Below are 19,298 nucleotides of genomic sequence, written 5' to 3' on the forward strand. Positions count from 1 at the left end.
GGCGATGAACCCAAACATACGGGAGTTAGTCTTGACGCACCTAACGACCGGTCTCCAGGTTTCAAAGCTCTTTACTCATGTGCTAAGCGAAATGGTCTTCTCTATCTACAATTCCACGGTGCTGAACTAAAACACAACGGCACCGATTGGGGCGACGACCAAACCATTCCTATCGTTGATGGTGAAAATGTTAAAACTGACCTCAATGGCAACACCGTCAAAGTGTTCTGCCACCACACTCAATTCCCAATTGGCATCGCATACAACAACTAAGGCCCTGCTATGAACGAACAAATGAATGAACAAGCAAATGAACCAGTCACTGAGCAACAGGCTGTGATCACCTATAAAGATATACACACCAAAATTGCCCTGCGACACCCACAAGAGCAAATCACACAAGCGCTGCAACAGGCTATCGAACAAGAGCAATCGGCACACGAACAAGCACATGCACAATGGCTAGAAGCACTCCCAGTAATTCAAGCTGAAATTGAGCAAGCACAGGCGCACAACGCAGCAAACCCAAACGATCAGGTAGATGTTCCAACACTACCGACTGAACCTGTAATTGACATAGCAAAACGTCGTGCGTGTTATGAAGTCAAAAGCGTAGAGGTAGATTTAGAGCTCACAACTGAAGCGCAAGACGAATATGTTGTTTATGACGATGACACACTAATTGCATACCATCACCCTAAAACAATTGCTCATACTGACGAGCAAATCGCCAAAGTAAAACGCGAACGCTTTAAAGCTCAACGCGCCGCAAACGTTGCGGCTATCACCATTGAAGTTGACGATATGGTGTTTGATGGTGATGAGCTGAGTCAACAACGCATGGCGCGGGCTATTTTGCTTATGTCTGACGAAGACACTCAGCTTTGGGTGTTGGCTAACAACGAAGTGGCTGAGGTAAGCAAAGCGCAGCTCACACAGGCCTGTTTACTTGCAGCACAAAGGCAATCTGAACTTTGGGTAGCATAGTGGCTACGACCGCTTTTAAAAAGCTTCTACCATCATTCCACTTCTAATCAAGCAGCCACAAAGTGACTGCTTCACTTCTTTTTCAAAACGGTCAAACTTGACCGTTTTCTTTTCTAAATAATTGCTACTATTTCAGCAAATTGAAACAGTGGTCTTTCCCGTAACGAAATGGGCATAGGGTTTTACTCTATGCCCATTTTTTGTTTGCGCGGTTTTGAATACTCATTAAAAAGCAGAGCCAAACTATGAGCAATCCTTTTACCTTGGTGCATGCTGACGTGTGCCGAGCATCCACCAGTACTATTTTTATTGATAGCATTGCAGCCGAGCCTGTCAACAATCCACTTACCCAAAACTTGCCTGTGTATGGTCGTGAGCAATATTTTGCTAACTCGCTCGTTCAGCCCCTTGTTCAACCCGTTTTGATCAAATTCACCTCATTTGGTAATACCAATTTAGGCAGTTTTGCGGGTGGTCATCAATTGGCTGAGTGGGTTCAGGTGGATAACTGCATCGTGGTAAATGGTGAAGACTTAGCCTTGGTAAACCCCAATACAGATGATGAGAACTGGTTTAGCTTGGGCAATACCATCAGCGAGCACAGCCAAGTTACCGCGCATATTATGATTGCCACCATCGGTGAAGGGGAGGAGTTTACCGCCATGCCGCAAATGGATGTGATAGCCACGCCCAACAAATTTACGCAAACCTTTCCCAAAGGGGTGATGGGCCGATACAACCATAATCATGTGCCCGATGGCAGCGATACCGCCTTTAAACTCACTCGACAAGCTCAGCCCGACGGGCCTGATTTTTGTGCGTATTTACAAGGCGAAAATTGGTTAGATACCACCAAGGCAATGAACTTAAACCTTGCCAACAACACCATTCAAAATGGGCAAGTTTTACAGCCTAACAACGTTGCCATTTATTTTTACCACGGTGAATAAAAGGACTTAACAAGCCATGTCAAAATCTCAACTCATTGATTTATCAAAGTTGCCGCCGCCTAATGTGTTAGAACAGTTAGACTACGAGCAACTGCTTAAAGAGTTAAAAAACAATTTATTAGCGCAAAATCCAGCGCTTGAGCAAACTTTGGGGCTTGAATCTGAGCCACTTACGCAACTGCTCAACACCTATGCGTATCAAGCCATGTTACTGCGTGCACGGGTGAACGATGCCGCTAAATCGACCATGCTCAGCAGCGCAACAGGGGCAGACTTAGACCAAATAGCCAGCAAATACGCGGTTGCACGCCAGCAAAATGAAAGCGACACCCGCCTGCGCGAGCGCGTGCAACTGGCGTTTCATAGCCTAAATACCGCAGGCACCGGTAAAAGCTACCGCTATCATACTTTGAGCGCTGATGAACGGGTAAAAGATGTGCATGTTGCCAGCCCATCGCCGTGCCATGTTGTGCTTACAGTGTTAAGTAACGAGTCACAAAATGGCTTGCCATCAAGCGATCTGATGAACACCTTACACGAAGCTTTTGGACTGCAAGCAGGCTCACCCGAACGTGTCTCTCATGCGTTAGAGACACAAAAAATTCGCCCCATTGGCGACCGTGTAGAGATAGTGCCACCAAAAATAAAGCCATATACGCTAAATGCCCACATCAAGCTAGAGAAAGGCCCGGGGAACACCCATGTCAAAGAGCAAGTACTTGAAAAAGCCGCGCACTTTATTGCTAAACAAAATGGCCTTGGACAAAGCATCAAACGCTCGGCACTGTTTGCTGTGTTGCATCAACAAGGGGTTGAAGAAGTTGAGCTTATTGAGCCAAATAGCAACATTGTTGTAGCGCAAGATGAAGTTGCTTGGTGTGAAAACGGCTTAGATAAAATCACCTTTGAGGTTGTGGCATGAGTCAGTTGCACAATGGCACACAACTGCAAGGCGAACTACAAGAATTAGCCCAAGATCTTCTACAGCCAATTTGTGATGGCACAGACTTTATTACCACATTGTGGGATGCACAAAGTTGTCCAACGTCTTTGCTACCTTGGCTTGCTTGGAGCCAAGGTGTAACGCAATGGGATGAAAGTTGGAGTGATGCAACCAAGCGTTTGGTTGTCTCGCAAAGTTATGAGCAGCACAAACATTTAGGCACGCGCTTTGCCATTATTAATGGCCTTACCCCGTTTGGTTATAAAACAAACCTAAAAGAGTGGTTTGAAAAAACACCGCAAGGCGTTGCGGGGACGTTTTCGGTTGATGTGTCGGTGACCGACAAAGGCATAGATCAAGAGGTGATAGAGCAGATCTATGCCACCATCACCCATACCAAGCGCGAAAGTGTGCAGTTTGATTTATCGGTGAGCTTGCTCAGTGAGACAGAATTGGCCTTTGCCAGTGCTGCCACATCGGGCATTACTGCCACCGTATATCCCTATTATGCCAGCGAAATTAGCAGTGAGTCGTCGTTGCGTGTTGCGCTTGTTAACCAATCTTTTAATCAAATCAAAGTATATCCTCGGAGTAGTTATGTCTCAGCCTCAATACTGGACCATGCTGACCCCAGCTGGTCGAGCTAAAATTGCCAACGCCATTGGCACGGGCCAAAAAATCAATTTAACCAAATTTGCCGTAGGCGATGGCCTAATTCACCCAGATGCGCAAGGCCTTACTAATGAGCGCTTTAGGGGGCTAATCAATAGCTCTAAAACCCTCGATGAAAGCCCTTCAATGCTCGAAATTATAGGGGTAGTACCATCAACTGAAGGCGGCTTTTATGTTCGCGAAGCGGCCTTTTATACCGAAGATGATGTGGCGTTTGCCATTGTTAAATATCCAGAAACATACAAACCTAATATTGCCGACAACGCCAGCGCCGAGCTTGGCATAAAAGCGGTGATCGATGTGGTTCAGGCTAATGCGGTAAATTTAAAAATTGACCCATCTATGGTGTACGCCACGCAAGAACATGTCGCCAATGAAATCAACAAATTTATGGGCCTGCTATCACTTGATGGCGGTGCTTTTTCAGATTCTTATCCTAATGCAACTAGCCTAGATGGAGGCACTTTATAATGGCAAACAAATTACAATTTAGACGCGGCCCAGCAGCCAACAGAACCAACGTAACCCCAGCAAGCGGTGAACCAATTTGGCTTACCGATAGCAAAAAACTGTTTGTAGGTGACGGCCAAACCCCGGGTGGTATTGACATTTTTGGCACCCTTGGCAGCGCCATTTATAAAGATGCTGGTACAGGCGCAAATCAAGTATTAACCCTTGATGGCAGCGGTAAAATTCCAGAGGGCGTGCTACCAAGTTTAGCCATTGGCCAGCCGTTTGAAGTGGCAAACCAAGCCGCCATGCTTGCGCTAACGGCACAGCCGGGCGATTTGGCAATTCGTACTGACGAGAACAAGTCGTATGTGCTAAAAGCGAACCCAGCCAACGTGCTATCGAACTGGATTTTACTCAGAACGCCAACCGATAACGTTTTATCTGTAAATGGCAAAACGGGCGCGGTAACAATCAATAAAAGCGATGTAGGTTTAAGTAACGTTACCAATGAATCTAAAGCACAGTTATTTACCTCACCAAACTTTACAGGCAACCCAAAAGCACCCACTCGCGCGTTGTCTGACGACAGCACCCATATTGCCAACACCGCATGGGTAAAAGATTGGGTTAATTCATTAGGCTTAGCGGTTGAGGACGGCGACATTGACGGAGGCACATTTTAATGGGTCGAAAGATTCAATTTAGACGCGGACCCGAGGCAGAACGGTTACAAACCGTTCTCGCCAACGGCGAGCCGGGATGGTCTCCAGAGGCTGAGCAGTTGTTTATTGGTGATGGGCAAACCTTAGGCGGCGTGCCTGTTGAAATGGGCAAGTTCACACTGGTTGACCAACCGACATTGGCCACAGCAGGTGGACGTTATTTGTTTACCTCAGTAACCACATTGCAGTTGCCGACCTCAGCCATTGAGGGAGCGGTTGTCTCTGTCATGCTTGGTAGAAACTGTGGTGCAACAAGAGAAAATCCGGTCAGAGTGTTAGCGCCGCAAGGTCAGTCAATTTATAAAAAAGACGTTGCAGGTACTGAGTATCAAATGACCAAAACGAGTGTGCAGCGTAGTTTAATCTATTTGAATGGAGAGTGGTATTTATGATCCATAATGATTTCGAAAGTACCGCAGGTTCTTTACCTGTAAATAGTGTAATAGCAATGCAGCTACCTGAAACTGAAATAAAATACCATGCGCCTGATGGCTCGGTATGGCTGCGTTCGGGGCATTGTGAATTAGATTTTGCGCAGTATCCAGATGCTAGTCGTCATTTATATCTACCAGCTGCTGTAATGTCAGGTGCACCTTCTGGAGATTTGTCGTTAACATATGCAAGCGGCTATATATTTTTTGCAGCTCAAAACAACAAAATAGTTTATCGCGTTGACGAAAATTTTGAAGGTGAAATTGAGAGTTTTGATGTAAGTGCACACGTAGCGTATGTTACGGCGTTAACGTTTGATGGTACACATATACTCATCTACGACTACAATAATGCGAATATTCATCGATTCACAACCAATCTAGAGCATATTAGTCAATTTCGCTTTTCTCAGAATTTTGGCTGCCGTGACTTTACCTATGATGGTGAGTTTATTTGGGTATTATCAGCCTCGCAAACGGGTAATCAACTGTCACTGACATCCTACACAAAAACAGGTCAATATATGTCAACAATTCCAAATATTGATATATATGCTAGTGGGTTGGCCTATCACGAAGGTGGCTTTTACATTTCAATTCACAACCACTCAGACATTAAAAAATACGACAAATTGGGCGCTATTGTTCCAGGAGAGTCAATCAAACCAAAAATCTATTCTTCGGGACAGTTTCGAGGATTGGCAAGCAATGGTAATGGTGGTGTATATGTCTCACGCTATGGTGACGGTAAAATTACGCTATTTAAAAAAGGCATTGGCACGATTCAAGCGCAAGAGTCAAATACAGAGCTTCCATATTACATGAGAATTAAATAGTTCGCTTTTCGCCAAAAAATTCAAGGAGCCTAATCGATGACCAGTTATATCGATTTAAGCAAACTCCCTGATCCCAACATTATCGAATCACTCTCATTTGAAGCCATCTATAAAGCGCGTAAGGCGCGCTTTATAGAGCTTGCGCCAGACTATGCGCAGGCGCTTGAACTTGAGAGTGACCCGTTAACTGTGTGGCTTCAGGTAGAAAGCTATCAAGAACTATTACTGCGCCAGCGCATTAACCAAGCGGCGCAGTCAAATTTATTGGCCTTTGCCAAAGGCGCTGATTTAGAGCACCTCGGTGCCTTTTATGGCGTTGAGCGAGTGGCCGATGAGCAAGATGACGATTATCGTCAACGTATTCGTAACAATACCATTGCATCAAGCACCGCAGGCAGTGCCGAGCACTATCGTAATCATGCTATTAATGCCGCACCTAACGAGATTGCCGATGTATCGGTAACCAATATACGAGACGGTAAAGTGATCCGCGGTAGTGTGATTGTAACCGTGTTAGCAAAAGAGGCATTGGATAGCCATACCTTAGGCATCAAGAACGAACCACAACCAGCAGATGCACCGCCAAGCAAAACCACGGTTGAACGTGTCAAAGACAAAGTGTTGGATGATAGCGTTAAAATGCTCACCGATTCGGTAACAGTGCAACCCGCTGATATGAAAGTAGTTGATATTGAAGCGGATATCTATTTACAGCCCAATACCTCTAGCGATGTGTTTAATGAGCTAGAGCCGCTGCTGCGCAACGCGTGGCGCGATGAGGCAAAACTAGATTGGGATTTAGCACCGAGTTGGATAAGCGCGCAACTGCACAAAAGCGGGGTGAGTCAGGTTGAAATTAAAAAGCCCAATGGCTTAATTAACATCACGCCAGAGCAATGTGCCGTACCGGGCAATATTAAACTCACACTTTGCGTGAGGTAACAATGCAACAACTTTTACCCCCTAATCATAGCCCGCTGCAGCTCAAAGGCTTGCAAAGCCAAGATCAAACAACCCTGTTTGATGGCGCAATTGCTAATCTAACCAACATGAAGGCCAATCCGCACGATGCGCAACTTATGTGGCTAGTGTGGGAGTATGGGTTAGAAAGCATTTTGCCCTACAGCCAAGATGTGCGCAAAACTCTTAAAGACGGGCTGGCATGGCAACGTATTCGAGGCACGCCAAAAAGTTTAACCACGGCACTTGGTTGGCTTGAGCTAAACGATGCACAGATAGAAAACACCCCACCGGGGCAGCATTATTATACCTATCAAATTGAAGCAGGCACTGTGCCCGGTGACGAGCGCTTAACCAAGGTGGTTAATCTGGCACAGCTATCGGCACCGGTGAGCAGCGAACTGACTCGCGTATATCATGGCTATGACATTCGCAAGCAAACGCTATCAAGCCAAGGCTGTGGGTTTGGTCATGTGCTCAGTGATTACTCTGGTGTGATGTTTAAGCATCAAGGCAAAGGTTTAGTTAAGGCCAGTTTTGGCCGCACACAAAAGCACTTTGTTGATGCAAGCGTTGAGCAAATTAGCTTTGCCCACCAGCGCAAACGCAGTCAAATAAGTGAGCATTTAGATGTTCAAGAGACAGGTCGCTACTGCTTAACCACCAACCAGCCATCGCATCTGCCTAACATCATTGTGCGGAGTCGTTTATTTAGTCAACAACGTACCCTTGCACAACGGGTGTGGTTAGGTCCATGGCATGACCGTTGGCAAAACGCCAATTGGCAATCACAGCAATTATGTAGCGTGCAAATGAACTATAAGCGCATCACTAATGTGGCACCATTAAGCTTCTCGGGCGCAAGCACCGGGCGAATGAACTACGGCACATTAAACCTGATTGCAACCCTGCCAAACGGTTAGGCAAGCCATTTTCTTTGGCGCATTCGCGCTTTCATATTTTGTTTTTAGTAAAATCAATCGGAAACCAACATGAGCGACCCAAGCACATTTACGCCTATCGTGTGGACTGAGCAAGGCTTGAGCAAACTGCTTAGCGCCTCTCAGCAGGGCATTAGTATGGCGATCACCCATGTGTCGGCGGGAGATCAAGCCTATGCTCCTAGCAACACACAAACCGCACTTCGCAACCAGCTACAAATAGTCCCCATTGGTGGTGCTGAAATTTTTGACGACCACCAGTTTGGCAAACAGCTGCGCTTTAGTGCCTTATTTGATGGCCCACAAGAATACCCAGTAAAAGAGATTGGTATTTGGTCAACTGAGCAGACCTTAGTGGCTGTGTACAGTGTGCCAAATAAGCAGCTGAACTATAAATCAGCCGATGCCGCTTGGCTTGAGGTATTTAACCTCAGCGTATCGGCTCTGCCTAATGACAATATTACGTGTACGGTTGGGGTGAACAACGCCAACGTGTTTTTAACCGAAGAGCTGCTCACCATGACCTACGCACACGTCTTACAAAGTAAAAACTTGACCAAACAAATTCACCAAAACTTTTTACTGAACAAACGGTTAAGAAACGCCGGATTGTAAGGAATCATCATGAGTATAGATTTAAAACTAACTGAAATTAATGCCATCGTCACCGAGCAAACCAACGAAGTCTCAAACCTAAAAACTGCCATAGAAGACAGCTGGCAAGAGATAGACAAAGTACACCAGCTTGCTAAACAAAACCATCAAGCTGCCCGCGACTGGCAAACCAAAACCGGTAAAGTCACTTTTAAAGACTTAAACGACACAGAATACCAAGTTGATACGCTTGCAACGCTGATTAACGAAACACAAAAAATCAACCCACACCCAGAGGTAATGACCAAAGCTCAGTTTGATGCACTGCGCCAAATGCGCAAGCAGCAATATGCGGGCAGTGGGTTTGTGGAATGGGGGAAGTGTTACACCACTGAGGGTAATTGGAGTCCACAGTGGATAAACGAGGGCCTATTTCAACCTGCAAAGGCACCTGCGTATAAAAATCAATTGATGACGGGTTCAGATGGTGGAGGACAGCAAGGGAAATCAAGTTCTAACTTCCCATTATGCTCAGTTGATGGCACGCAGTTACGATTGAGCTTTGTTAATTCAGCAAACCCAGACATTCTTAATCAAATTAACTTTCCAGACGCCCCCGATGGCACTAAAACCTATGATTCTGCCACGGGAAAAGTAACCCAACATGCTAGTGCTGAAGAGGCGTTTGGTGGGTTGGTAACCAATGGTAACTTTAGTACCGGTGATATTTCGGGCTGGTCTCTTAACGCAGCAAACGATGAAGTGTCAGTAACTAATGGGGTCGCTACCCTCACTGATATTGATGGAACATATGCATCGCTTATTAATCAGCAGGTACCGACAGAAGCTGGTAAAGAGTATGTGTTAAAGGTGTCGATTAAAGTACATGAAAACAACCACGTATTTGCTGCGTTTGGAGACACAGAATTTATTGAGCGTACACCTCAAGTAGGCAAATGGTATGATGTTACCGTTAAGCATGTTGCCACGGCCTCATCAACGCGTATCAACGTTGGCACTAACTCGCCAACAGCGGTTGGTGAATCTGTATCAATCAGAAATGTATCGGTAATGCCCGTTACCGAACAAGTCATCACCTCTCGTAAAGACCTCGTTTTCCTTGAGTCGTGGCATGAAAAAATTGCCGATAAAGATGTGGTTTATCCACTGGGTAACGTGCAATTCGGTGCAAATACTTACGAGGGCATTGGCCTTGCCAGTAATTTAGTTGCACAAGGTTACTCCGCGTTTGGTGAATGGGACACCGATACCAAAGGGTATGGCGTAAAATGGTCAACTCTATCTGCCGTAAACCGCGTTAAGTTTTTAAAAAATCCTGAGCACAATATTTATTACGACCCAGAAGCCAAAGCGTATATTCAGGTACGGTACCGGGTTCGAGTAGTTGAAGGTTATGGCGACCAATGGAATGAATTACGTCCATCTGTGCATGAGATAACAACAGAGTGGGCAATTGCGGATAGGCGACGTATCACGTTTGCGCAAGGCTCATCACAGAGTGTTACTTCTAAAGTGTTTGTAATGAAAGGTCATACGCACACCATTTACACTAAACAAGATAATGGCGTTGCTGAAGGGGAAGGTACAACAATCGGCTCACTAAGCTATGGACAGACTAAACCTTTGACTATACCTATTGCGATAGTCCAGCGCTTAAACCAAGGTGCTTATCACCCAACATATAACCCGATGGGCACGGCAAAAGTTTGGCATACAGGTGGCTTTTTAAAATATTGGCATGATGCAACCGGAGTTGAATTTTTGACCTCTCAAGCAGCTTGTTTTAACTATTCTGCCAATGACACGCAATGGGAGCACGGTAAAGTTGCTTGGGGCCGCTGGGGTTCAAGTATAGAAAATCACAATGATAGCGTTTATGGTCGCCTAGACCAATATACATACTATGATGCTATCTACGCAGGCCAAGTGGAAGACTTACGCCTAAACGCCAATAAATTAGATGTTAATCAACTGCGCGAAGATGCTTTAAATAAAGCAATAGCAGGCACATTGCGTGGTAAAGGAAAAACAATATTCACCACTGTGAAAGCAAAAAAACTAGCAATAGCCAGTGCATATGCAGGTAAGTATTACATAAACTTGTTTGGAACCGTTGATACACAAAATGGTTATGAAGTTGAACCTCAAAATAGGCCATTTAGCTACTTATATAACAGTATTCGAGGCAATATACTTTACCCAATATATGTTGAACCCAGCGGCAATATTTATACTTCAGATGTTCCGAGTGCATTATTAGAAAACAGGTTTCAGAATGTCGGGTCAAGCACTTTGCTAGACTGGCAGATTGGAGATGATATTTATTTAGTAAACGGCGAGCAAATGACGAGTGAATTTGACTCTCTCCCGTGGACTGACATAGTTGGTCACCCTGAGCGTATTGCGGAGACGTTCCCTAACGGCGTTGTTGGCCAGTGGTTGCCAAAGTTACCTGATAATTCGTATGGATATCCACTGAATAAAAAAACTACAGATAGTAAGTTAAATGCGACTTATACTCGAGATTTAGGTGAAACTTGGACAAACTCAGACGTTGGTTTTGATAACATCAAAAATACCAGTTCGGGAAGTTGGCACCCTGATATTGTTGTCTTACTCAGCTATAAAACCCCTGCTTATTTTACTCAGGCCACCAGCCACCAGCCAGTGATAAGCACTGTAGGCAATGTGTATGCAACGCAAGCTAACTTAACAGCCTACGGCAACCGCTTACAACCGAGTTTAACGGGTAATGTGGGCACGCGAGCCAATGGTGCATTTATACACGAAGAGGTTGCGGTTAATAAACTCAGTAAATATGCTCCTACAGGTCAATTGACGTGGACACAATCTCTTGGGGATGAACCCAAACACGCGCCGCTGAATTTAGATAGCCAAACAGAGCCATCAAGCGCGGTTAAAACATTGAGCACCGTAGTAGAAAAAAATGGCTTGTTATATTTGCAGTTTAATGGTGCAGAGTTGATGTACGGTACACCCGAGTTTACAACAATAAGTGCTACTAACTTAGGCACAAATATGGTTGCGGGAAATCTCTACTATGTGCACCTTGATGCAGGTACAACCGTGATGGATGGTCGTTATTGGTATTGTAAAACATCCTCCAGTGTTAATTGGAACGCACCAAACTGGGTGACTCAAACCAATGGGGCTGTGGGTGTTCATCATGCGCCAGATAGACATGAATATTTAATTCCTATTGACCCTGCATCATGGGGCGATGACCAAATTATCCCGATCATCAACGGTGAAAACACCAAAACAGATTTAAACGGCAATACCGTGAAAGTATTTTGCCATCACACACAACTTCCGCTGGGTATTGCCAGCCACTAAGGACAAATTATGGAACAAACTAATAATGAGACTGCGCTAGCGGTCGACTCAACTGTGCCTGAAACACAAGCGATTAATGAACAAGCAAGCACTGACAGTGCGCAGCAATTGTTTGAGCAGCCAAGCATCAGTTATGACGATGTGCTAACCAAAATGGCACTACGTCACCCACAGGAGCAGGTTGAGCAGGCATTAAAAGCGGCCATTGAGCAAGAGCAAGCCGCTCATGTTGCTGCATATCAAGCGTGGGAACTTGAAGTGGTCGAAGTGGAGGCGGCGCGTCAAGCTGCGCTGGCACACAATGCCAACCTAGATGCCGATAGCGATGAGTTGATAGAAGTCCCTGAATTACCAGCTCAACCACAACTAGACTTATCGCTACGTCGCCAGTGTTATCGCACAGAGTATGTTGAGGTTGACCTTGCATTAACCACCGAAGCAACCCCCGCACGTACAGAATATGACGACGAAGCTTTGGTCGCTTATATCTATCCAGCAACGCACGCACACAGTGAAGCGCAAATCGCACAAGTTAAGCGTGAACGCTTTAAGCAAACACGTATGCAAGAGCTTGCCAAACTGACCGTAGAAGTTGACGGGATGGAGTTTGATGCAGATGAGCTAAGCCAACAACGTATGGCGCGCGCGCTGGTGGTCATGCAAGACGATGAGAGCACATCATGGATATTGGCAAACAATGACGTGGCGCAGGTGAGTAAAGCGCAGTTGTTTGAGGCCTGTAAATTGGCATCAGCGCAACAAACCGCATTGTGGGTTAGCCAATAATTCACTATTAACACAGATTTAAGCCCGCTAATGCGCAACTAGAGTCGTTCATAAGTTCGTAGATGCCATTTTGAGTCTGTTTAGGGAGCTGAGCGTCACAAGATTCTGACCTTCGTCAGAATGACGGGTTGTTCGTCATCCTGAACTTGTTTCAGGATCTTCTTGCTCTCAGCGCCCAATGCTGAACGTCAGCGAGATTCTGACCTTCGTCAGAATGACGGATTGTTCGTCATCCTGAACTTGTTTCAGGATCTCAAGACCTTTTAACGACTCGCACAACGCAGAGGCGGGCTTTTTTGTGCGCGTTATTTGCCAACATTATTTATTTTAAGGAGTACACAGTGGCCATATTGACTCGTGCAGGGCGCATTGCACTGGCTAAGTCCATTAAGCAAGAAGATATTTATCTGGCGTGGGGGCAAGGTGCAATTGAGTGGGATAACCAACTTCCGCCAGAGCAAAGTGCTAGCACACAGCTAACCTCTACTTTAGGTTATCGCAAAGCAACTCGGGTGTTGTATTGCGAGGTAGATCAAGAAAACGGCGAAATTCAAGTCCCCAATGGGCGTTATAAAATTGTCGACTATCCAACCCCGCACTTGTATTGCCAATTTAATTACGACTTTGAAGATGGCTTATCAAAAACCGTTCGAGAGTTGGGTTTAATGGTAGGCACAAAGCCTAATGCCGATGTGCCAAATGGCAAACCTTATTTACTCCCCAGTGAAGTGTCGCAAATTGGCACCTTGATGCTACTTGAGCATCGGCCCGCGATTTATCGCGACCAAGGGGTACGTGAATCTTTTGAATTTGTAATAAGCTTCTAAGGGAGCATTATGCAGCCACATATTTATGATCAAATCAGGGCAGAGCATCCTGATTACTACCAAAAGTTTGATGCTAACAAACAGTACGAACATATCCTGTTTCGCGCCGGCAAAGGTCTGCAAAGCCGAGAGCTTAATGATGTACAGCATCAAGTGGCCCATCAGGTCAAAGGTGTTGCCGATGCCTTATTAAAAGATGGCAATATTGTTTCAGGTGGCGGCGTTAAAGTAGAGCAAGATAAAGATGGCGCACGCGTCAGGCTTGCCGCCGCATCTGTATATATCCGCGGTGCGGTAAGGCCAATCCCAAGCGCTGAATATGAGCTAGATATCAGTAAAGATACTGTAGTAGGGATCTTTTTAGAAAGCACCGTTGTTACTGAAGAACAAGATGTTGAATTGCGAGACCCAGCTGGTGAAGGCTCGCCAACGGTACATCATAACTACAACGAAGCAGGCGCGGCGCGTTTGCAAGTAACTGGTCGTTGGGGATTGTTAGAGGGGGCGCAAGCTGCTAATACTGAGTTTTACCCTGTATATCAAATAAACAAAGGCGTGTTGGAAATCAAAGAAGCGCCGCCTCAAGTCGATGCTATTTCGAGCGCGTTAGCGCGATACGATAGAGAGTCCAACGGGGGTAACTATGTGGTAGAGGGGTTGGGCCTGCATTACATAAAGACCGACAATGGTAAACAGCACTTTAGCTTACAGTCGGGCAAAGCCCATATTGCTGGGTTTGAACTTAGTTATGCAATGGCGTTGCCGGTGACGCTACCAGCTGATCCTGATGTACAAGTAATTGGTGCTGAAAAAACCAACCTTGAGTTAGTGGTAGTTGACGGGCAACAACAGCTATGGGCAAAAGTAGACTTTGCGCCTTTAAAACAGGTGGACCGAGCAAGTATCGACATTCGGGCAACGCGCAATTTGAGCAGAGAAGCTGGGCAACTCCGTGATAAAAGCTTTCACAATACTGGCGTTACTCATATTGAAAAGGTCGAATATAACGAAATTGAGTATGTTGAAGGCCAAGATTTCAAGCAAGAAGACAATCATATCGTTTGGTTGCTAGATGGTCCAAAAGAGCGACCTCCTGCGGGCAGTAGCTATCAAGTGACCTATGTGTATTCTCGAGTTGTTAATACCAAAGAGCAAACCTTAAATAGCTTTAGAATTGATACATCGGATATAGGCGCTGACGAAACGATTCTTACTGAAGAAATTGAAATGGATTATCAGAGGTTTAACCCTCGGATTGATTTATTTGTAATGACCAAACAAGGTGTTGTTGAGCGTATAAAAGGCGCATCGGCACTGGAGTACCCCCAGCCGCCAGCCGCCCCAGAGCAGCATCTACCTTTGGCATATGTGTATCAATTGTGGGATGGCACGGCTCCACGAATTGAGTCGGTGGCGATTCAAGCTGTGAGCATGCTGGACTTGCAAAATATGCAGCATCAAATTCGCGATTTATATCAGTTGCTTGCTATTGAACGTCTGCGTAACGATGCCAATGCGCAAGAGTCTGCCAGTAAATATGGCGTGTTTGTTGACCCATTCTTAGATGATGACCTTCGAGACCAAGGTAGAGATCAAAGCGCCGCCATCATTGATGGTGAATTAACGCTGCCAATCACCCCCAAAGTCGAGTTACTTGATGCTGAGCAAACACTATTACTGCCTTTTGAGCTAGAAGATGTGCTTACTCAACCAAAGCGTACGGGTTCAATGAAGGTGAATCCTTATCAGGCATTTGAGCCCGTTCCTGCTCAAGTGACTTTAACACCGAATGTGGATCACTGGACCGAAACTCGTCAGCGCTGGAGTAGCCCGATTACACGCCGCTTTACGCGTGGTGGAGGCTTAGTTCAGCGCATTGTCACACGAGTAGACACCCAGCGCGTGGGGGTACAAACCCAACAGGCAGAGTTTTTACGTCAAAGAACTGTGCACTTTACAATCACTGGCTTTGGTAAAAATGAGCAACTTGAGAGGGTGTTGTTTGATGGCATTGAATTAGTGGCGGAGGAAGCGTGATGATCACAGCAAATGAAAACGGGGAGCTATCGGGTCGATTTACGATCCCCGCACAAACGATCCCCGCGGGTGAAAAAACCGTGGTGTTTCAAGGCAAGGGAGAGCATGGTTCACAAGGGTTCGCAACCTACACGGGCAGTGGTCAAATTCGTACCGAAACCCTAGCACAAGTAACAACTATTACCACGCAACGTTTTGACCCACTGGCACAAACCTTTACCTTGCAGCAAAGCCGATTTATAGCGGCGGTTGAATTGTATTTTACAGACAAAGGAGGTGAGTCTGTGCAAGTACAGATTCGTGAGGTAGTGCAAGGCATACCAACACAAACAGTGTTAGCACAAAGCCGAGTAGCCAGCGATGATATTTCAATAGGCGCAGCCACGTTGTTTGAGTTTACCCCGGTGTTTTTACAAGCCGGACAAGAATACGCGATTGTGGTGTTGACCGATGGGTCGCAGCATGAGGTAGCGATTGCCGAACTCGGTCAGTTTGACCAACAACATGGTTGGGTAACCAGTCAGCCTTATCAAGTAGGTGTATTGTTGTCATCAAGCAATGCCAGTACCTGGACGCCACATCAAAACAAAGACTTAACCTTTAAATTAAAAGCCGCCAAGTTTACTCAACACACACACAGTGTTGATTTAGGGAGCGTTACCGCACAAAGCGTTAGCGACCTAATGGCACTGGCGGTTGTGCAGCGACCAAGCTCACAAACAGACGTGGACTTTACCTTTAAAGTAGCTGGCAGTGACAACATCTTAGAACGCGCACAAGAGTGGTCGCCACGTCAGCTCAAGCAAAAACTGATTGGTAAAACCCTCAATGTGAGCGCCAATTTAACGGGCACCGATACGCTAAGCCCGGTGCTGTTTGCAGGCAGCCAATGTGCGCTGGGTGAGGTTGAGCAAAGCGCCGACTATATCACTCGTGAGATCAGCTGCCACAATGGTGGCCAATTTACGGTGAGCTTTGATGCGGTACTTGATGGCGCAGCAGCAATAGAAGTGTACTTATTAGATGATAGTCAGCCAGAACCCATCCTAATTCCATTGACTAAGTCTTCAGCCAGCGAAGGAGGATGGAAGCAATTTGATTACCTGCATACATTCAACGATGGCACCAATACGCCAGATGAAAGCTTATTAAAGCGGGTACGACTGAAATTGGTATTACGCGGCAATGAAGCACATCGCCCAAGAGTGAAAAACCTACGCGCATTTTCAACTTAAGGAGCAAGTATGACCGTTGAAATTAATACGCCTAAGCGTGATTATCCGCTTCCTCATCCTAGTAATTTGCTTGAACAAGATGTGTTAAGGCTAATTCAAGCGCTGACACAAATTGATACCGATGTAGAGGCTCATGAACAGGGCCTTAGTCAACACCAAGAGGCGCTTACGCAGCAACAGTTGGCACTTGCACAGCAAGCATTCAGTAATGACGCAAAGCTGGCAGAGCTAAAAGCTCTAATAAATCAGCAACAAGCGGCCCACCACGAGCTACATCGCAAGCAAAAAATCAATCACCTACTTGGTGAAACCATCTACCCACTTTAAGAGGACATTATGGCAACGATTAATAACGCCATTCAGGAAATGGTCGACCACTTGGTCGACAAAATGCGCAGTAATGAAAAACTCAGCGCAGAAGAGCAAACCTTAGTTAGCAACGCCATTCAAAAATTATCAAGTAGTGCGAATTTGGAAGCCGCGATAGTGGCTGTGGCGCAAGAGCATTTGGGCGAGGCGACAGGTCACCTAACCAGTGCTAGTGACGTTGTAAAAGAGTTACAAGCTAAATTGCTGGAACAGAGTGATAACCTTGGGCTATTGCCTGAGCTTGAGACTAAGTTTAATGAGATCACTTCAAGCTTAGTGACCAATGTTGCTAACACGTTAGCAGATCTGCCCAAACAGCTCATTGATCCAACTTTTAAACTGGGCGAACCAGAATTTAGATTGGATTATTATGATAATACTGTTTCGACATTGATTAATACTACTCAAGTCTATGGAGCATATAATAGCGTTAGTTTAGCGAACTATGACAATAAGACCTTTTACGGCTATTTTGATGCTGGGAGTGCTACTCAAGCAGACAACCCAGCTGTAATTTTAATGATTGATTCAAAAGGAGAGGTCTCTAAAGCTACTCGAACTACTCCTCTTATTGCTCCAAATGGAAGTGATACGGTTGGAGTTTTGGTTTTGCCGAGTGGAGAAAATACACTATTTTCTTATATAGCAAGTACTAAGCAGCTTACAATTTATAAGAGCCAAAGCTTTACTACTCAAGCAACGTTAGAAACGGATTATTTTAAGCTTTATCAGGATAAAGAAACGAAAAATTTATATTCGGTTGATGCAGGAATTCTCCATGAATTCGACGGAAGCACATGGATACAACAACTACAACAAACTTTCAGTAACGAAACTCAGTTTGATAGTTGGGCGCTAGCACAGGGTCTTGAACCATTGCACAACCGTACGATTAAACCCGTAAACTCAAGTATTGGTATCAGCTCCCAGACAGGCTATTTATCTTCATTGTCTTATCTTAGTGTTACTCGCCCCCCATCTCGCTTGGAGGCCGCATTTAAAGATAACACATATGAAACGATGACAAATATTGGTACGCAAAGGCTTGTTCAATATAATCAGTCGACGCTATCACATGCAACCAACCGTTACATTTATGCTAAGAGCTTTAAAAGTCGAGTGAAATTACCAAATTTAGGGTCTCCTATAAGAGCAAATTTAGAATCGGTTGCACCAACTAACAGTTATGAAAGTAACAGTGCGAATTATCATGCTCAAGGTTACCCGCAATTAATCACGTATTCGCCGATTCACAACGCTTTGATTGTTTATCAATATTTCCGTTTTTTTGAAAATAGTAATAACCACCAAACACAATCACTTTGCCGCGTTTACTTTGCTTAAGGAGCGAATATGTTTAATTGGAGCGATAAAAAACAAGCCATCTATTTGCATGGCACGTATTTACTAACCCACCCAGAGACGGGGGAGCGTTGGGAGTCCAAACAACAAGCGCAGCTTTGGTATATAGAATATCAAGCTCAAGAACAAGCGCGTGAAGAGGAGCTTGCGCAACGAGCCATGCCTGAGCTTAAAACGGTTAAATTGCAAGCTGTTGACGGAGCGTTAAAAGTTCCAAGCAATTTCGAGTCGTTGGATGCGATTAAAGTAACTGTGGCGGAAGGACAGAATGTCACTTTAACAGGGTTGTTGGATATTGCTGATGAGTCATTTTTAGTGCCGGTGCTTCGCGATGATGGTCGCCGTGTGTACTTTCCTATTGAAGTGCAAAATGGCCAGTTTAGTGCAACGTTTAACTTTCCCACATCAGGTCGTTTTGAAGTGTCACAAGCATTACTAAACGAAGAGTTTGCGCAGCCACGCTTTAGTGCCAGTAGTATTACCTTTTACGTAATAAGGCAGACGCAAACTGCCGCGTGATGTTAGATTCTGATCTTTGTTAGAATGACGGTGGTTTTTTAAAATACTTACTTCAGGTCAGCATTGACCTGTTTTAAGCGCTAAAAATCAGTAAGATACACATATGCTGATTAATTAACTCAGTTGAGTTTCTCACTTGAGCTTCTCAACCGAGTTTATCAACCGAGTTTATCAACCGAGTTTATCAACCGAGTTAACATACAGTTTATGTCCCAACTTGCATTTTAAGCCTACCCACTGTGGTAGGCTTTTTTATTGGGGCAGAACAAAGCATTCCGTCACTCTTAACAAATATT

At 45.2% G+C, this 19,298-nt stretch carries 20 protein-coding genes; all 20 read left to right on the forward strand.

The genetic code is table 11. The features are described 5' to 3' along the window. Positions 1-273: hypothetical protein (locus HC733_RS03095; RefSeq protein WP_190363598.1), on the forward strand; the 273-nt coding region annotated here is incomplete at its 5' end. 9 nt (positions 274-282) lie between these two features. Beyond that, positions 283-987, forward strand: coding sequence for a DUF4376 domain-containing protein (locus tag HC733_RS03100; RefSeq protein WP_190363599.1), 705 nt, complete (start codon positions 283-285; stop codon positions 985-987). A gap of 245 nt (positions 988-1,232) precedes the next feature. After that, on the forward strand, positions 1,233-1,937 hold the full coding sequence (locus tag HC733_RS03105; RefSeq protein WP_190363600.1) for a hypothetical protein: 705 nt from the start codon (positions 1,233-1,235) through the stop codon (positions 1,935-1,937). Between the two features lie 16 nt (positions 1,938-1,953). Continuing rightward, positions 1,954-2,859, forward strand: coding sequence for a baseplate assembly protein (locus HC733_RS03110; protein ID WP_190363601.1), 906 nt, complete (start codon positions 1,954-1,956; stop codon positions 2,857-2,859). Next, the gene (locus tag HC733_RS03115; RefSeq protein ID WP_190363602.1) at positions 2,856-3,527 is read left to right on the forward strand and encodes a phage tail protein I; all 672 of its coding nucleotides are present in this window, start codon (positions 2,856-2,858) and stop codon (positions 3,525-3,527) included. The genes HC733_RS03110 and HC733_RS03115 overlap by 4 nt, the downstream gene beginning before the upstream one ends. After that, a complete protein-coding gene (locus HC733_RS03120; protein ID WP_190363603.1) occupies positions 3,478-4,023 on the forward strand; it encodes a phage tail protein in 546 nt (181 codons plus the stop codon). The genes HC733_RS03115 and HC733_RS03120 overlap by 50 nt, the downstream gene beginning before the upstream one ends. After that, positions 4,023-4,688, forward strand: a complete 666-nt coding sequence (locus tag HC733_RS03125) for a hyaluronate lyase N-terminal domain-containing protein (RefSeq protein ID WP_190363604.1) — start codon at positions 4,023-4,025, stop codon at positions 4,686-4,688. Before HC733_RS03120 ends, HC733_RS03125 begins: the two co-directional genes overlap by 1 nt. Further along, positions 4,688-5,119 (forward strand): hyaluronate lyase N-terminal domain-containing protein, encoded by a 432-nt coding sequence (locus HC733_RS03130; RefSeq protein ID WP_190363605.1) that lies wholly within the window; start codon positions 4,688-4,690, stop codon positions 5,117-5,119. Before HC733_RS03125 ends, HC733_RS03130 begins: the two co-directional genes overlap by 1 nt. Further along, positions 5,116-5,994, forward strand: coding sequence for a hypothetical protein (locus HC733_RS03135; RefSeq protein WP_190363606.1), 879 nt, complete (start codon positions 5,116-5,118; stop codon positions 5,992-5,994). The genes HC733_RS03130 and HC733_RS03135 overlap by 4 nt, the downstream gene beginning before the upstream one ends. Positions 5,995-6,030: 36 nt before the next feature. Then, complete coding sequence (locus tag HC733_RS03140) at positions 6,031-6,936, forward strand: baseplate assembly protein (protein WP_190363607.1); 906 nt, start codon at positions 6,031-6,033, stop codon at positions 6,934-6,936. Between the two features lie 2 nt (positions 6,937-6,938). Beyond that, the gene (locus HC733_RS03145; protein ID WP_190363608.1) at positions 6,939-7,877 is read left to right on the forward strand and encodes a phage tail protein; all 939 of its coding nucleotides are present in this window, start codon (positions 6,939-6,941) and stop codon (positions 7,875-7,877) included. 69 nt (positions 7,878-7,946) lie between these two features. After that, entirely contained in the window at positions 7,947-8,510 is a 564-nt protein-coding gene (locus HC733_RS03150) for a phage tail-collar fiber domain-containing protein (protein ID WP_190363609.1), read from the forward strand. Positions 8,511-8,519: 9 nt separating this feature from the next. Next, positions 8,520-11,867 (forward strand): hypothetical protein, encoded by a 3,348-nt coding sequence (locus HC733_RS03155; RefSeq protein WP_190363610.1) that lies wholly within the window; start codon positions 8,520-8,522, stop codon positions 11,865-11,867. A gap of 9 nt (positions 11,868-11,876) precedes the next feature. Further along, entirely contained in the window at positions 11,877-12,653 is a 777-nt protein-coding gene (locus HC733_RS03160) for a DUF4376 domain-containing protein (RefSeq protein WP_194709957.1), read from the forward strand. A gap of 341 nt (positions 12,654-12,994) precedes the next feature. Beyond that, on the forward strand, positions 12,995-13,480 hold the full coding sequence (locus tag HC733_RS03165) for a hypothetical protein (RefSeq protein ID WP_171624567.1): 486 nt from the start codon (positions 12,995-12,997) through the stop codon (positions 13,478-13,480). Between the two features lie 9 nt (positions 13,481-13,489). Next, entirely contained in the window at positions 13,490-15,517 is a 2,028-nt protein-coding gene (locus tag HC733_RS03170) for a DUF4815 domain-containing protein (RefSeq protein WP_190363611.1), read from the forward strand. After that, complete coding sequence (locus HC733_RS03175; protein ID WP_190363612.1) at positions 15,517-16,752, forward strand: hypothetical protein; 1,236 nt, start codon at positions 15,517-15,519, stop codon at positions 16,750-16,752. Before HC733_RS03170 ends, HC733_RS03175 begins: the two co-directional genes overlap by 1 nt. 9 nt (positions 16,753-16,761) lie before the next feature. After that, positions 16,762-17,079: a hypothetical protein gene (locus HC733_RS03180; RefSeq protein WP_190363613.1), complete on the forward strand. Its 318-nt coding sequence runs from the start codon at positions 16,762-16,764 to the stop codon at positions 17,077-17,079. 9 nt (positions 17,080-17,088) lie between these two features. Beyond that, on the forward strand, positions 17,089-18,465 hold the full coding sequence (locus HC733_RS03185) for a hypothetical protein (protein ID WP_190363614.1): 1,377 nt from the start codon (positions 17,089-17,091) through the stop codon (positions 18,463-18,465). 9 nt (positions 18,466-18,474) lie between these two features. Continuing rightward, positions 18,475-19,002 (forward strand): hypothetical protein, encoded by a 528-nt coding sequence (locus HC733_RS03190; protein ID WP_190363615.1) that lies wholly within the window; start codon positions 18,475-18,477, stop codon positions 19,000-19,002. Positions 19,003-19,298: the final 296 nt, after the last annotated feature.

Origin of the sequence: Pseudoalteromonas sp. S16_S37 (genome assembly GCF_014694405.1) — a bacterium.
Taxonomy (GTDB): domain Bacteria; phylum Pseudomonadota; class Gammaproteobacteria; order Enterobacterales; family Alteromonadaceae; genus Pseudoalteromonas.